Raw genomic sequence first — 16168 nt, forward strand, 5'->3', positions numbered from 1 at the left:
TTACTAATTTCTTTTTTATTTTTTAACAAACTCCTATTTGGGTATACTTATAATGTACATTTTGTATTATACTATTTATATAGCTATTTTTATACTATAAATTAAATTAAAGGAGATGTATTTTATGTCAAGTATACTAAATGGTCTAAAGCCTCAAAACGTTCTTAAGAACTTTGAAGCAATTTCACAAATTCCAAGAGGATCTGGAAACGAAAAACAAGTAAGTGATTACTTAGTTAAATTCGGTAAAGATCTTGGTCTTGAAACTGTACAAGATGAAGCTTTAAACGTAGTAATTAGAAAACCAGCTACTAAAGGTTATGAAAATGCACCTGGTGTAGTACTTCAAGGTCATATGGACATGGTTTGTGAGAAAGAAAAGGATGTAGAGCATGATTTCGAAAAAGACCCAATTAAATTGAGATTAGATGGGGACATGCTTTATGCAACTGGGACAACTCTTGGTGCGGACAACGGTATTGCTGTTGCTATGGCTCTGGCTATTTTAGAAGACGACACTGTTGAACATCCAGCGTTAGAAGTTTTAGTTACTACTAACGAAGAAACTGGAATGGATGGTGCTGCTGCATTAGACCCAAGTCTAATAAAAGGTAAATACATTATCAATATAGACTCTGAAGAAGAAGGATTTATACTTGTAAGCTGTGCTGGTGGTAAAACTTCTGTAGTTACTCTACCTGTTGAGTACACAAAAGCCTGCCCAGATAAAAAAGCTCTAGAAGTTGAAGTAAGTGGACTTTTAGGTGGACACTCTGGTATGGATATCGTTTTACAAAAGGCTAATGCAAATAAATTAGTTGGAAGACTTTTAAATATGTTAACTGTGGACTTTGATTTAGCTAGTATACAAGGTGGAACTAAACATAATGCAATTCCACGTGAAGCTAACTGTGTAATCTTAGTTGATGCTAAAGATGTTGATGAAGCTAAAAAACAAATAGGCGAATTAGAGGCTACATTCAGAAATGAATACAGCACTGCTGATCCAGGACTAATAATAAAAGTTAAAGACGCTTCCGCTGATGAAGTTATGACTGTAGAAAGCAAAGCTAAAATAATTCAAATGACTTGCTTAATACCTCATGGCGTTCAATCAGTAAGCATGGAAATCAAGGGGCTAGTAGAAAGTTCTACTAACTTCGCTATAATAGATAACAAGCATGATACAATAAGCTTTATGAGTGCTATAAGAAGTTCTGTTATATCTCTAAGAGAAGAAATAGCAGATAGAGTTCAGCTTCTTGCAGACGTACTTGGTGGAACAAATGAAATAGCTGGTGTTTACCCAGCTTGGGAACACAGAAAAGGTTCAGCTCTAGAGAAATTAGGCGCTGATGTTTATAAAGAATTAATTGGAAAAGAGCCAGTAATAACTGCATTACATGCAGGACTTGAGTGTGGTTTATTACTTGATAAACTTCCTGAAGCCGAAGCTATATCAATCGGGCCAGATATGTTCGATGTTCATACACCAAATGAGCACATAAGTTTACCATCTGTAGAAAATATTTGGGAATACTTATTAGCTTTATTGAAAGCTATAAAATAATAAAACAAGAGATGTCTCAGATATTGGGGCATCTTTTTTTGTTATATAACAAAAGTCAGGAACAATTTAAGTCCCTGACTTTTTAAATCTAATCTATCATATATAGTATACTTTGTAATTTAATATTCCCTTACTAAAAGTCTTTCTACGACCTCAAGCAGTATTTGCTTATATTCATTATCAGGAAGCTTGTTTATGTCTCTAAACGCCTTTTTAGTGTATTTTTCTGATATTTTAATAGCTTCCTTTATTCCTCCATTGTCTTTCACTGCATCGACAATTTGTTTTATTTCGTCTTCATCGTATTCATCATCTTTTAAAAGTTCTTCAAATTTATTAGGATTATTTTGAATTGCAAGAAGTAAAGGTAGGGTATACAGTCCCTCTTTTAAATCATTTCCCACACTTTTACCGAGCTGTTCCCCAGACCCAGTATAGTCTAGTATGTCATCTATAATTTGAAACGACATTCCAATATTATGACCTATACTCCAAAAAAGTCTACAAACCTTTTTGTCGCATCCACTCTCTGCAGCTCCTATATAAAAACTCAGTGAAAATAGCTCAGCAGTTTTCCCCGCAATAATTCTAAAGTACTCTTTTATAGATAAATTCTTATTAAATATAGAGTTTAATTGGTTGATCTCTCCTAGACATATCTTAGACATAACTTTTGTATCTACATCTATTCCTCTGTCAATAGAAGATGTAGTAGCAAGTATCCTAAAACATATACAAAATAAGTAATCTCCAATATAAACTGCATAGTTTTTACCGTACTTTGATTGAACTGTTTCTTTCCCTCTTCTAAACTTAGCTTCATCTATAATATCATCGTGTACCAATGTAGCCATATGAAACATTTCCATTACAGAAGCTAGTGCCTGTGCTCTCTCTTTATTGTAATCTCCAAACCTAGAGGCTATTAATGTAAATGCTGGTCTTAGCATTTTACCACCGGAATTTACAAGTTCTATTATACTATTTTCGATAATTTTATCCTTACACTTTGCATTCTTCTTAATTGTCTCTGTAACTTCTTCTATTTCTCTGTCTATTACGGGATAATCTCTCCAGAATTTACTCAATTTAATCCCTCACTTTACTTTGCTCTTTTAACTATTTGTCTCCGTACTATTCGTACCTTTTCTTCCTCCGTGAGCTTCGTATATAGGTCTTCTTTTGCCCATCCAGAAATCGCTGACCTTCTGACTTATCCACGGCATCAAGTAGTAGTCCACACCAAAAGTTCTACCTGCTCCAGACATAAGCGCTATACTACCAAATGTAAACCAAAGTATATCCCAACCTGCCATTGCTGTCAATATAAAGTTCAGAGTCATAAAAGCTGAAACAGCTGATGCCAAGAAAGTAAACAGACCTATTATCAAGCAAGCACCAATAGCTAACTCAGTCAACACTACTATTCTTTGAAACCAAACTGCTACTTCTGGAGTTGGCATAAATACTTTCATTATAGCCTCATAAAATCCAGGAGTCTTTGATAGTATTGGTGTAACAGTTGACGCAGCTGAATCTACTGCCTGTGATGCTCCTGAAACTGCATCTTGTAACCAAGAAAAAGGCATTTTGACGTTCCCTGCAAGTACCCAGCTATCAGGCCCAATTGTAAACAATTTAGAAGTAAGTGTACCAATATAGTCAAAAACTCCATGTGAACTTCCTGCTGCTTTAAATGCAGATGCCCAGGTTTCTTCACCCACAAGCTTTTTAGATGCTTCTATAATCCATAAAAATCCTATATAAAATCTAAGCGGCAACAACCAAAGTCTATTACCCTTAGATGACAGGTGATTTCCCATTATACTACGTCTTTCTTTCATTCCAAAGAACTCATGTAAAAGGTATTTGTAAACAGCATGAATATCATTTACACTGAATAAATACTTCATATTTACCAGATGTTTCATAACCATAGCAAAGAATCCTGAAAGTTTAATTCCAGATAAATTTGCAACACAGTATCTTCCACCTACAGATACCATGAATCCATGGTAATTTGGTTTAAAATCTACTTGTTCTTTTCCATCTATTGAAGCCATTATATTTTTTGCTGCCGTCACACCTGTTTGCTCTGCAGCTTCAACTATCTGTGGATTACCCTTCCCCTCTTCTACTTCTACCCAGGAAAGATCCCCTACTACATATATATTTTCTTTGCCTTCTATTTGCATTTTTTTATTTGTTTTATATCTATTCGCTCTTCCTCTTTCAACCTCTAATCCTTCTAATTCTTGGTTAGCTTGTATACCACATGTCCAAATCAGTGTTTCTGTAGGAATAACAGTTTCATCTTTTAATTTTATGTATTCCTTTTCAACTTCTATTATAGGCGAATTTTTCATTACTTCAAACCCATGCTTGATCATATACTTCTCGGCTTTATCGGCTTGATCTCTATCAAGCATATTTAGAATAGTACCCATAGCCTCAACAACAAGCAATCTAATCTCTTCTTCATTTACCCTGTATTCTTTAGCTAAAGTCTTCTTCCATTCTAAAAGCTCTCCTGCCATTTCTATTCCGGTAAAACCAGAACCTGCTACAATAAACGTAAGCATTCTTTTTCTTTTTTCTTCATCCTTTTCATAGGAAGCTCTTCTAACCATATCTTCAATATGCGCTTTTATTCTAAGCGCATCATCAAGAGACCATAATGTAAATCCATTTTCTTTTACTCCAGGTACACCAAAGAACGCTGGCTCACTACCTATACCTATCATCAAATAATCAAACTTGTACTCTCCATCTTTAGTCTTAACTACGTTATTATCAGAATCAACTTTTTCGATATTATCAACAACAACATTTACCTTTGTTGTTGAAAATATTCTGTATAGATCTATCTTAACAGAATCCTCTGGAACTCTTCCTCCTGCAACCTCGTGAAGCTCTGTCATTAAAGTATGGTATGGATGTCTATCTATGATTGTAATTTCTACATCATCATTTTTTTTATAATGCTTTGCAAGCTTTTTAGCCGCATGAACTCCTGCATATCCAGCTCCTAGTATAACAATTTTCTTTGACATACTTTTCCCCCTCTTTTCTTTTTATAAATTATTTACATTAGTACCATCCCGATTAAAATACATAGTAAATATGAAAATCCTAGTAAAGTAAAGTTCTGTACTGTTGTAACAAAAGTCTCTGACTTAACAGGATTTTGTGCTAATTTTTTAATATTTTTATTTATCACATTAAATGTGGGTAGAGTAAACATACAACTCAACGGAAGCACTTTTATAAATACTCCAATAAGCATGCAAATATATGCTATGTAATATATATATCTATACAAAATTAGTGCCTTGTCCCTACCTATATAATAAGTAAGTGTAAATCTATTAACTTTTATATCATCCTCTAAATCACAGATGTTATTTGCCAACATTATGTTAGCAATTCCTGCAACTAGAGGCATCGATATTAAAAGTATTACAAGACCTTCAAGTAAATTAAACTTGGCAGTCAATATATATCCATTTAAATAAACTCCGAAAAAATTATCATTATAAATGCTTGAATAAATTGTTAAAAATGTTATAAAAAACCCCATAAAAAATCCTGAAAATGCTTCCCCAAAAGGAGTCCTAGATATAGGCACTGGTCCAAATGTATAACTTATTCCCATAAGAAAACACACAACCCCTAAAACTAACAATAAAAGATTTGTTCTAAGTGTTAATAAAACTCCAAATACAACAGCTATAAATATTAACATTAGTATTATAAAGATACCTTTTTGTTTAGAAATATTGTATATAAACATGGGATTGCTACCATTATAATTACCATCTGTATGCTTCAATTCGTTTTTGTAGTCATAATAATTATTTATAGCGGTTGTTGCCATATCAAAACTTATCATAGATATAAACATTATAATTAAATTTGTAATATCTAATTTACCATATCTAAATAATGTAAAAAGTACACCTAGCATAAATGGCGTCACACTAGCGATTTTAGTTGGAAGTTCAACGTATCTAATAAAACCTTTAATCCCCATAAAACCTCCTTTAACTAACATTTTATTACTGTTTTCAATTATCTATATCATTTCTATATTACACTTACCGAGGACTTAATTAAAATATTTTCTAATTTGTTTCTAAATTTCGCTATACTATTCTTCATTTTGTTATCTATATCTTTTCTATATGACACATAAAAGTTATAATCCCACTCATAATCTACTGCATTTAGATTCACCAGAGAATTTGTTTCCAACTCGTCACTTATAGATATACGTGGTAAAATTCCAATACATTCATTATTAAATATATATCCTTTTAAAATGTCTAATGAATCTGTTCTTAGTACTATATTTTCATACTTTACGTTAGAATTAACTTTGCCAACTGTCTCAACTCTATCATTTAATAAAGCTATTGGCATATTATTGATTTCAGAAATATCTATTTTTTTATTACTCACTAATATAATCTTATCTGTGCCTACATAATCAGAAACTAAATCAGGATCAGCTATATATGAACAACCTACAGCCAATTCAGCTCTATTATTTAATAACATCGCATTTTCATTTGCAATATAGTCATTGTTAATGTAAACATCAGTCTCACTAAAAATTTCTATGATACTATTTGACACCTTGTTTACGATATAATTCGCATAAACATTGGAAATGTTAATCTTAATCTTTCTTTGATCATGGCTCTCTGATTTCATATCTTGTAAAAGATTATCATACTGCATGATTATTTCTTTTGCATACTGATAAAGAATTTCACCTTTCTCAGTTAACTCCACCCCTCTATTACTTCTCTCAAATAACTTTTCACCAAACTCACTTTCAAGCTTAAATAGTTGATTACTTAGAGCAGGCTGAGAAATATGGAAATTTGCTGCTACTTTTGATATACTCTTTATTTGGGCAACTTCATAAAAATACCTAAGGGTGCTTATTCTCATTACAATTCCTCCAGGGATCTAATTAACAAGTTTAAAATCATCTTTTAGTAGTTTAAAGTTTCCTTTTATTCCACTAGTAGTGTAAACTTGTTTGTCATTTGTAACAAATACAGCATCCACATTTTCCATTTCTTCAACCATTTTTAAACCATCTTCTAGACCTTTTGTAAATATCAACGTAGATAAAGCATCTGCGTCCATTGATTTATCAGCAATAATTGATACTCCAGATATTGAGGTATCATATGGATAACCTGTTTCTGGATTTAATATGTGATGATATTTTATACCATCTTTTTCAATGTATCTCTCGTAAATTCCAGTTGTTACAACTGTTTTATTTTTGACTTCTAGGCTTCCTAAAGCATTACCTCTAAGTTCTACTGGATCTTGTATTCCTATAGTCCATCCCTTATCTTTAGACTTAGATCCCATAGCAAATATATTCCCGCCTAAATCTACTATTGCTCTTTCAACTCCTGCTTCTTTTAATACCTTAACAGCTTCATCAGCGGCATAACCTTTCGCTATGCTTCCTAAATCTAGCATCATACCTTTCTCTTGCAAATAAACTTCTTTAGTATTTTTGTTTAATTGTACTTTATTGTAGTCGATAAGCTCTAATGACTTTTCAATTTCATCTTTGGTTGGGACTTTTGCTTCTGGGAGCCCTATGCTCCACAACTTCACGAGTGGCCCTACTGTGATATCATAACCTCCATTTGAAAACTTAGAATACTTAAGCCCTGAAGATATAATATCAAAACTTGTTTCACTCATTTTAACAGGCTTTACACCTGCATTTTTATTTACCTTATCTATTTCGGTCCCCTCTTTATTAACACTTACAATATCGTCAATTTCTTTAAGCTTATCAAATACCTTATCCATTACTTCATCGCTCTGATGATCGTAAAGTGTAACTTTTATGACTGTTCCCATAAACATCTCTGTTTTAGAAACAGGTTCAGTGGATCCTGCTGTATCCTTTGGCCCACAGCCACTAGAATAAGCAATTATAAATAGAACCAATAAAATTAAAAGAAAACGTTTTTTCATAATAAATCTCGCTTTATATAGTTTTTATTAAATTTTTAACTTATGCTGATAATCATATTTAATTTTAATTTTTTTAATGTCTGGTAGAGTAATAACTCTATGGTTTATTCAATTTCGAATGGTTGGAATGTTTTATTAGAATCGCTGTATTTATATAAAATTATATAACTCCTTATACCCAAGTATACATTTATTAAAACATCTCATCAATAAAACAACAAAACTACTAATGTAACAAATTAGTAGTTTTGTATATAATCAACTTAATTATTCAGCAGCTTTGACTTCAATTAACTCTTTTTCAGCTTTTCCATTCTCAGCATTTTCTAAAGCTTTTGCAAACAATTCTTTTGCTTTTGCAGTTGATCCAGTGGCACCAGTTACTCCATCAATTTCTCCTGATTGCGCCTTAACAACTTGATCAGCTATTGCTACTTCATATTCTTGAGGGTTAGTTCCAGAAACTTCTTTCATTTTTTTGTTGTACTCTTCATCGTCTTTTTTGTCGCCTTTTTCATCAGAGAACTCTACATATTTAGCTTCAGATATTTTTCCATCTTTTACAGTGATTTTTGCATTAGCTTTGAAACCTTTATCATCTGCTTCTTTTGTTTCAACTTCATATGTACCATCTTTTATTTTAGACTCATCTTTTGTTTGTTCAGTTGCTGCTGGTTTTTGATCTTTTGAATCTTCTTCTTTAGGTTGGCTTGAGCAACCTACAACCGAAACAGATATTAATCCTGCACATATTAACGATAAAAATTTTTTGTTCATGAATAAATCCCCCTACAACTTATATAGTTTTATAAAATATTTCCGTTAAGTAAATTATACTCTTGTTTGTTAAAAATATGTTAATAGTATTTAATTATACTACATAGTTTTTTTATATCGCAACTAATATAATTTTTAGTATATTGATATTTTTACATATTTCCTATAAAATTCAATTTAGAAGTATTATTATTTTTAACATTAAGTAATAGGAGAATAACATGAAGATAATAAAAAAAATGGATATTGTTATAATAGTATTTTTAATAGTTTTATCTTTTATACCAAACATTATTTTTGCTAAATCATCAGTATTTGCAAATTATAGTTCAACTTATGTAAGCATAACTCTAGATGGCAAAAATTACGACAATATTCCTCTATCATCATTTAAAGGGGAAAAAATCATTGAGATAGAAGATAAAAAGCATAAAGGATATGTAAATAAAATATTAATCAAAGATAATACTGTCAAAATGATTGAAGCAAACTGTGCCGACGAAGTTTGTATAAGACAAGGGAAAATATCGAAAGTAGGTCAAAATATTGCTTGTCTTCCACATAAACTTATAATTGAGATAAAAGGAGAGGAGAAGGATAGTTCTGACGATTTAATACTATCTCACTAAATAATATGAGAACTAATAAAACATCAAAAATGATTTATATGTCGCTTTTAGTTTCAATGGCACTGATTCTCTCTTTAATAGAAAGAACAATACCTGTACCTTTTATCACGCCTGGTGCTAAATTAGGTCTAGCTAATTTAATAATAGTAATTTCAGTATACACACTAGATAATTATAGAGAAGCATTTGCTGTACTTATTTTAAGACTTCTACTTTCCACTTTACTAGGTAGTACCGTTTCTGCTCTTTTATATAGTGCTACAGGTGGTGTCCTAAGTTTTATAGTTACTATTTTAGTAAAAAAACTTGGTGGTAAATATGTATCAGTAATAGGTGTTAGTACATCAGCTGCTGTTTTTCATAATATAGGCCAACTGTTTGCTGCATCCTTAATACTCAATAATTTTGGAGTGTTTATTTATTTACCAATACTCTCAATTGCAGGAATAGGTACAGGATTTTTTATTGGTTTATCCGCTAATTACTTATTAAACCATTTAAAAAAATTACCCCAATTCAGAGAAAAATTAATGCTAGAAGAAAGTTTATAGCTGTAGAATAAAATCATATTCTAAATAATATTTCAAATAAAAGAGGGATGCATTATTTTTATGCATCCTTTTTTATTAAAATTTATATTATATTTATTCTTTAATAGCATAGGTTCACATATTATCATTACTTTAAAATTTCTTAAATATTTCTATACTAAATTACTTCATTGTTACATTGATAGCTTTTCTATTAGCTCCTCTTCTATACTTTACATCAGGGTATCCAAGTATCACGGTCGTAGCTATAGCTTCTCCTTTTTTTAGTCCAAGCTTTTCTTGAAGTTCTGGTACATAATCAACAGCTCTTAAGAAAAATCCTACATGACACATTCCTAATCCTAGAGTATGAGCCATTAATTCCATATTAGATGCAGCTAATGCCCCATCAACACGAGCGAACATTCCACTTTGAGATTCATTCACAACTACTAATATGGCCATTGGAGCGTTATAAAATAACATGTCTACACCGTTTTCGTCGTAATCATCATACATCTGCTCGAATTTTTTCTTGTACACTGATGATGACTTAAGAGGCTCTTCATCACCATGGTTAACAGCTAAATTGTGTAGCCCCTTCATAGCCATTACCTTAATTTCCTCTAACTCTTTATCTAAGACAATATACCTTGTTGCTTGTTTATTGCTTGCTGTAGGTGTATATCTACCAGCTTCTAATATATTGTCTAGTTTTTCTTTTTCTACTTTTTTGTCCTTAAAGTGTCTAATACTTCTTCTAAATTTTATAGTATTTAACATGTTTACTGGATCGATATCAAAAGTAGCTTTATCATATTCTACTACCTCTACTTTGTTGTGATCAGTCATTTCCACAGCATCTACTGGACAGACAGACACGCAGTGACTGCACTTCATACAGATTCTATCTCTAACTACAGGTTTTTTATCCTTCATGATTATAGCTGTTGGTAAACACTCTGATGCACATGATCCACAGCCTATACATTTATTTTCATCAATCTTAATCAATTTAAAACCCCCTCTATGTGTAATATATTATAATTTGAAATTTGCATATTACTTGCCAGAGTTTGATTACCAAACTTTACTTTTGATATAGAGAATTATTCTATCCCTTCGTAATAATGACCTTCCATTATCCCATTTTTTTCTAAATACTTGAACACTTGAGTAGATTTTCCATCCAGCTTATTATTATTGTCTATGACATCTAAATATGATTCTACTATTTCTTTTATTTCATGTACTCCTTCAAATGTAAAATCTAGTCTAAATACGGATATTCCAACACGTCTTAGTCTATCTAAATCGTCCAATACGCAAAGCGGTTTAGAGTTGTAAATAGTGCTTCTACAGTACATATCTTGGAATAATTTAAATCTCTCTCCATCTGCACTCTCTAAAGCGTATTTACTTTGTGAGCATATAACACATCTCTTATCTCTCTTGCAGTCTCTTGCCACTACTCCCATTGGGCAGTATTCTGTTATCATCATAGGAATATATCCGTAAACAACTGCCTCAGCTTCGACCTCAGTGTATTTTAAAGTTTCCTCTATTTCATCTAGACTCATTTCAACTGATATACAAACAGATTTAACTTTTTGGCTATTAAAATAGTTCAGCGATTCACTATTGAAAGTATTTAAATAATAATCTATATACTTATCATTATTTTCAAAAACGTCAAGAGATCCCCAAGTACCTACCTGAACTCCGATTTTATCAGTAATATCTTTAAATTTAGATATTAAGCTAAACTCTCCATTTCTAATAACTCTTGGAGCTGAGTAAACTATTTTTTCACCTGTTTTCTCTGATATTTTTATTGCCTCCCCTAGAGAATAAATATCTTCATAGTATATAACGTCTAAATTGTATCCTAAAACAGCCTCTAATTGTTCTAAATTCTTAACTTTAACTCTCAATTTATTGTTGCTTACTATAACTTGCTGTATCGTTCTAGGAATATAATTTACATGCTTATCCTTGTACTTTCTTTCTCGAATATTAGATCTTTTGACACTTAAAAGATCTATACCTTCTCTTCTCATCTGATTAAGTACACTTATAGGCATACTAACATTATCATCAATATTTATATTTACATTGTGCATAATGTAAGGTGTATTCCCCAACTTAGCCAATTGAGACTTTACTTTTTCTTCACTAAGTGCAACTTTTATAGCCTTTTCTGCTGGATTAATACCTTCTACTGTTGCGATGTTTCCATTTTCATCTTTTATTGTAAGCACTGGATTATGGTCCAATTTGATTTTTATTTCAGCTTCTACTGGTATTTTAACGAATTCTTTATTGTCTTTGAAAGTTTCTTTAACTCTCTCCAAAAGCTCTCCATCTGAAGTTTTAAAGACTCTCTGATTTCTCTTTGCTTCGCCTATGAAGTCAAGTTCTATAGTTTCACCTACGTATCCAATATCAGAAATCTCTTTTCCCTTAATTATTCTACCAATAGTTCCTCCGCCTAAATTGATGCCGTCCCCTTTTTTTAGAGTCCCTTCCAATTTTAATTTAAGTCTTTTCATCTTTCTATTACAATCTATTACTTTTCCGATATATAAACCTTGATTATTTGGTTTTTCCCTATTCATAAGGTCATTCCCTATATCTCCAAGGATATGTCCTTTTGTGAACCTTCTATTGAATATAGTATAAAGATTTTCCATAGTGCTTTCAGATACACAGAAATCTCCTTTTTCCAAATATTCATCCACCGCATGTCTATAGCTAGATACCACCGTTGCAACGTACTCAGGCTTTTTCATTCGTCCTTCAATTTTAAGTGAATAAACTCCAGCATCTATTACCTTATCTATATCTTCTATAGAATTTAAATCTCTTGTACTAAGTAAATAATCTCCGTCTTCATTTACAACTTTACCAGTCTCTAAATCTATAAGTTGGTATCTTTGTCTACATGGTTGTGCACATCTTCCTCGGTTTCCAGATCTATTTCCTAACATACTACTCATCAAACACTGACCAGAGTAACAAACACATAATGCTCCATGAACAAACACTTCTATGTCTACATCAGTGTTATCACAAATATTTCTTATTTCACTAATATTTAATTCTCTAGCTAAAACTACTCTATCAAATCCTACACTGCTCAAGTACTTTACATCATCTAAAGAATGTGCAACCATCTGTGTACTAGCATGTATTTCAAAATCTGGTAAAAGCTCTTTTACTAATTTAGCTATACCAATATCCTGGATTATAAGAGCATCAACATCTGCATCGTATAAAAATTTTATATACTCGACAAAATATTCGATCTCTCTCTGTTTTATAAGTGTATTTACTGTTACAAATACTTGTACACCTCTTATGTGGCTATACTTTACTGCTTCTATTAATTCATCTCTATCAAAGTTATTTGCTGATGCTCTAGCACTGAAGTCTTTTCCACCCAAATAAACAGCATTAGCACCATTTTGAACTGCTGCCTTCAAAGCTTCATATGAACCAACAGGAGCTAGAAGCTCAATATTGTTTTTAATTTTATTAGTTTCCATATTACCTACTTCCATATCATATTAATATACACGAAAGAGCTATCCCATTTTTTGAGACAGCTCCTTACATTTATTGTAAATATCACCATATATATTTTTTAAATATTCTAATATTTACTTTAGCTTATTTTTGTTTATTGAGTTTTCTAATTCAGTATATTTTAACTGTAACTCATAAGCTTTGTTCTGAAATTCAGAAGCTAAATTTTCAGATATTTTTGCTCTTTCTTTTGCTTCAAAAAATTCTTTTTCTAATTTTTCATATTTATTTTTATATTCATCACTGTTACTACTGTTGTCATTATCTTTTATTGATCTTAAACTTGTAGTAAGCTCTTTCATCTCAGAGTCTTTACTTTCGATTTCCTCTGATTTTACTTTCAATTTTTCCTCTAAGTCAGCTATATGCCTTTTTAAATCTTCATGATTAGATCTTGAATCTTTAAGATTTTCATTTTGTTTAACTAAATCATCATTTTCACTTGAACATTCAAATAGGAGATTCGCTATATTCAATGCAGTTAAAATCCCCGCTTGTGATATACTCAACCTCGGGTTGTGCTCGACGATTTTATTCATCTCTTTATCTACAAAATCAGCTACTCTGATCATATACGATTCAGAATTTTCTCCTATCATCGTATATTCGGATCCATGTATTTTGACTACTACTTTATTCATACTAATCCCCCTTACACTTGGCGTTAGTTTGATCTTAAGTTTGCGTCTAGTTTTTCGCTCAGCTCACTCAATATCTTATCGTGCACCTTAGCTACATCTTCATCAGTCAAAGTTCTGTCTTTACTTCTGTATGTTATAGAGTATGCTATTGATTTGTATCCTTTTTCGATTTGATCTCCAGTATATACATCGAATAATTTGAAGTCTTCAATTAATCCTCTGCCATTTGCACTTATTATATCATCTATTTGCTTAACATAGATATTATCCTTAACTACTAAAGCAATATCTCTTGAAGTCGATGGATATTTTGGAAGTGGCTTGTATAATGCAGTCTCGTCTGAATTAGCAAACACAGAATCAACGTCAATTTCTGCAACATAAACTCTTTGACCTAAGTCGTAATTTTCTATTACATCAGGATGTAACTCACCTAATGTACCAATATTTTTGTTATTATATACTATTTTAGCACATCTTCCTGGGTGAAAAGTAGTATTATTATTTTCTGGCTCAATTTCATACCCTGCAAATCCAATTTTTTCAAATACAGTCTCTACCATTCCCTTAAGAGTAAAGAAATCTTTTCCTTTTCCGTACATTCCTATACAAAGCCTATCAAGCTGATTTGGTTCAACAATAGCCGCTTCAAATATATGGCCAAGCTCAAATACTGATAACTCCTCTACCCTGTGAGATACGTTAGTTGCAACTACATCTAACATATTTGGTATAAGAGTTGTTCTCATAACCGATGTCTCTTCACCAAGTGGGTTTAGTATTTTTACGAAATTGTGTTTGGCACTATCTTTAGGCTCATTTATTTTATCAATTCCTCTAGGGCTAACAAAAGAATAAGTAAGTATTTCATCTGACCCTAAAGCCACTAAGCTGTCTTTAACTGTATCAGAGAATTTTTGTTTATCAGTCTTCATACCTATTGTTGGATTTCCCTCTAACTCTAAAGTAGGAATTTTGTCGTACCCATATATCCTTGCTATTTCTTCTACAAAATCTGCTTCTTGCTCCATATCGAGTCTGAAACTTGGAACCTTAGCAATTATTTCATTAGACGAATTCAATTCACATTTAAACTCAAGTGACTCTAGTATAGCTATCATTTCACTGGCAGGTATCTCTACGCCTATTAATCTATTTATTCTATCAACATTTACAGTTATACTCTTTGGTTCATGTTTTGTAGGATACTCATCTACAACACCTTTTAATACTCTTCCTGCTCCTAATAGTTCAACAAGTTGAGCCGCTCTATCTACTGCTAAATTCGCTAAATCTTGATTTATCCCTTTTTCGAATCTTGAAGAAGACTCAGTTCTTAGTCCTAGTTTTTTAGATGTTGCTCTAACATTCTCTGCTTTAAAGTTTGCACTTTCAAATAGTATTTCTGTAGTACCTTCTGTAACCTCTGAGTTTGCTCCACCCATAACTCCTGCGAGTGCAAGTGATCGTTCACCGTTAGTTATTACAAGCATATCTTTATCTAATTCTCTCTCAGTATCATCTAATGTTACAAATTTTTCTCCATCCTCAGCGTTTCTTACTACTATCTTACCAGTAGAAACTTGCTTTAAATCAAATGCATGCATTGGTTGACCCAACTCAAGCATAACAAAATTTGTAATATCTACAATATTATTTATAGGTCTTACCCCTGCCTCTATAAGTTTTCTTTGCATCCAATAAGGAGATGGCTCTATCTTTACGTCTCTAACCATTCTTGCTGAATATCTTCTACATAAATCTTGATTTTCTATATTTATTTCAAATTTAATTTCTTCATCGCTCTCTTTAACTTCCACTTTTGGGTATTTAGTATTTTTACCTAATGTAACAGCAGCTTCTCTTGCTATACCTAATATACATCTACAGTCTGGTCTGTTTGAAGTAATTTCAAATTCTATAAGAGCATCATTTAATCCTAAAACTTCTCTCACATCTTTACCTAGTTCATATGAATCTTCAAAATCTAATAATAGTATTCCATCCTTGCTATTTTCTTTTACATAATGTGGGTCTATTCCAAGTTCTTCTGCTGAACACATCATCCCCTCAGAAACTTCTCCTCTAAGCTTTCCACTCTTTATCTTTACTCCACCCGGTAGTTTAGCACCATGTACCGCAACAGGTATATAATCACCCTCTGATACGTTTTGAGCTCCTGTTACTATCTGTATAACTTTTTCACCTATATCTACCTTAGTAACTATAAGTTTATCAGCATTTTCATGTTGTTTTATTTCAAGTATCTTTCCTACTACAACATTTTCTATATTTTCTCCGTAAAAATCTACTTTTTCAACCTTACTACCTGACATTGTCATTTTGTCAGCGAATTCATTTACATCTATATCTATATCAACGTAGTCTCTTAGCCATTTTAAAGGTACTAACATT

The 16168-nt window shown here is 31.9% G+C and carries 13 protein-coding genes; 3 read left to right on the forward strand and 10 right to left on the reverse strand.

Features of this window, described 5'->3' with window-relative positions:
- Positions 1-124: 124 nt before the first annotated feature.
- A complete protein-coding gene (locus tag KQI18_RS06020) occupies positions 125-1570 on the forward strand; it encodes an aminoacyl-histidine dipeptidase (protein ID WP_216466820.1) in 1446 nt (481 codons plus the stop codon).
- Positions 1571-1689: 119 nt separating this feature from the next.
- On the opposite strand, the gene KQI18_RS06025 is transcribed toward KQI18_RS06020, so the two are convergent.
- The 6 genes from KQI18_RS06025 to KQI18_RS06050 form a co-directional block, all read right to left on the reverse strand.
- The gene (locus tag KQI18_RS06025; protein ID WP_216466822.1) at positions 1690-2658 is read right to left on the reverse strand and encodes a polyprenyl synthetase family protein; all 969 of its coding nucleotides are present in this window, start codon (positions 2656-2658) and stop codon (positions 1690-1692) included.
- 27 nt (positions 2659-2685) lie between these two features.
- Complete coding sequence (locus KQI18_RS06030; RefSeq protein ID WP_216466824.1) at positions 2686-4623, reverse strand: FAD-dependent oxidoreductase; 1938 nt, start codon at positions 4621-4623, stop codon at positions 2686-2688.
- 32 nt (positions 4624-4655) lie between these two features.
- Positions 4656-5603: a 1,4-dihydroxy-2-naphthoate polyprenyltransferase gene (locus KQI18_RS06035; protein WP_216466826.1), complete on the reverse strand. Its 948-nt coding sequence runs from the start codon at positions 5601-5603 to the stop codon at positions 4656-4658.
- A 53-nt stretch (positions 5604-5656) separates the two neighbouring features.
- A complete protein-coding gene (locus tag KQI18_RS06040; RefSeq protein WP_216466828.1) occupies positions 5657-6529 on the reverse strand; it encodes a LysR family transcriptional regulator in 873 nt (290 codons plus the stop codon).
- Between the two features lie 18 nt (positions 6530-6547).
- Positions 6548-7588, reverse strand: coding sequence for an FAD:protein FMN transferase (locus KQI18_RS06045; protein ID WP_216466830.1), 1041 nt, complete (start codon positions 7586-7588; stop codon positions 6548-6550).
- A 267-nt stretch (positions 7589-7855) separates the two neighbouring features.
- Positions 7856-8365 (reverse strand): FMN-binding protein, encoded by a 510-nt coding sequence (locus KQI18_RS06050; protein WP_216466831.1) that lies wholly within the window; start codon positions 8363-8365, stop codon positions 7856-7858.
- A gap of 221 nt (positions 8366-8586) precedes the next feature.
- Here KQI18_RS06050 and KQI18_RS06055 point away from each other — a divergent pair, with 221 nt between their 5' ends.
- Positions 8587-8994: a NusG domain II-containing protein gene (locus KQI18_RS06055; RefSeq protein ID WP_236887661.1), complete on the forward strand. Its 408-nt coding sequence runs from the start codon at positions 8587-8589 to the stop codon at positions 8992-8994.
- Positions 8995-9032: 38 nt separating this feature from the next.
- Positions 9033-9545 carry a Gx transporter family protein gene (locus KQI18_RS06060; protein ID WP_236887662.1) on the forward strand — a complete coding sequence of 171 codons (513 nt, stop codon included), beginning with the start codon at positions 9033-9035 and terminating at the stop codon, positions 9543-9545.
- A gap of 162 nt (positions 9546-9707) precedes the next feature.
- On the opposite strand, the gene KQI18_RS06065 is transcribed toward KQI18_RS06060, so the two are convergent.
- From KQI18_RS06065 to pheT, 4 genes are all read right to left on the reverse strand, one after another.
- Positions 9708-10538, reverse strand: a complete 831-nt coding sequence (locus KQI18_RS06065) for a nitroreductase family protein (RefSeq protein WP_216466835.1) — start codon at positions 10536-10538, stop codon at positions 9708-9710.
- A 95-nt stretch (positions 10539-10633) separates the two neighbouring features.
- Positions 10634-13072, reverse strand: coding sequence for a DUF3656 domain-containing U32 family peptidase (locus tag KQI18_RS06070; RefSeq protein WP_216466837.1), 2439 nt, complete (start codon positions 13070-13072; stop codon positions 10634-10636).
- A 114-nt stretch (positions 13073-13186) separates the two neighbouring features.
- Complete coding sequence (gene zapA, locus KQI18_RS06075; RefSeq protein ID WP_216466839.1) at positions 13187-13753, reverse strand: cell division protein ZapA; 567 nt, start codon at positions 13751-13753, stop codon at positions 13187-13189.
- A gap of 23 nt (positions 13754-13776) precedes the next feature.
- Entirely contained in the window at positions 13777-16167 is a 2391-nt protein-coding gene (pheT, locus tag KQI18_RS06080) for a phenylalanine--tRNA ligase subunit beta (RefSeq protein WP_216466841.1), read from the reverse strand.
- Between the last annotated feature and the right edge of the window lies 1 nt (position 16168).

The organism is Metaclostridioides mangenotii, assembly GCF_018917235.1.
In the GTDB taxonomy this organism is placed as follows: Bacteria; Bacillota; Clostridia; order Peptostreptococcales; family Peptostreptococcaceae; genus Metaclostridioides.

Bases quoted from the DNA above. Each gene is read 5' to 3' on its own strand.
- KQI18_RS06070 (WP_216466837.1), bottom strand. From the start codon at position 13,072: ATGGAAACTAATAAAATTAAAAACAATATTGAGCTTCTAGCTCCTGTT.
- KQI18_RS06030 (WP_216466824.1), bottom strand. From the start codon at position 4,623: ATGTCAAAGAAAATTGTTATACTAGGAGCTGGATATGCAGGAGTTCAT.
- KQI18_RS06045 (WP_216466830.1), bottom strand. From the start codon at position 7,588: ATGAAAAAACGTTTTCTTTTAATTTTATTGGTTCTATTTATAATTGCT.
- KQI18_RS06050 (WP_216466831.1), bottom strand. From the start codon at position 8,365: ATGAACAAAAAATTTTTATCGTTAATATGTGCAGGATTAATATCTGTT.
- KQI18_RS06055 (WP_236887661.1), top strand. From the start codon at position 8,587: ATGAAGATAATAAAAAAAATGGATATTGTTATAATAGTATTTTTAATA.
- KQI18_RS06060 (WP_236887662.1), top strand. From the start codon at position 9,033: ATGTCGCTTTTAGTTTCAATGGCACTGATTCTCTCTTTAATAGAAAGA.
- zapA (WP_216466839.1), bottom strand. From the start codon at position 13,753: ATGAATAAAGTAGTAGTCAAAATACATGGATCCGAATATACGATGATA.
- KQI18_RS06035 (WP_216466826.1), bottom strand. From the start codon at position 5,603: ATGGGGATTAAAGGTTTTATTAGATACGTTGAACTTCCAACTAAAATC.
- KQI18_RS06020 (WP_216466820.1), top strand. From the start codon at position 125: ATGTCAAGTATACTAAATGGTCTAAAGCCTCAAAACGTTCTTAAGAAC.
- KQI18_RS06040 (WP_216466828.1), bottom strand. From the start codon at position 6,529: ATGAGAATAAGCACCCTTAGGTATTTTTATGAAGTTGCCCAAATAAAG.
- pheT (WP_216466841.1), bottom strand. From the start codon at position 16,167: ATGTTAGTACCTTTAAAATGGCTAAGAGACTACGTTGATATAGATATA.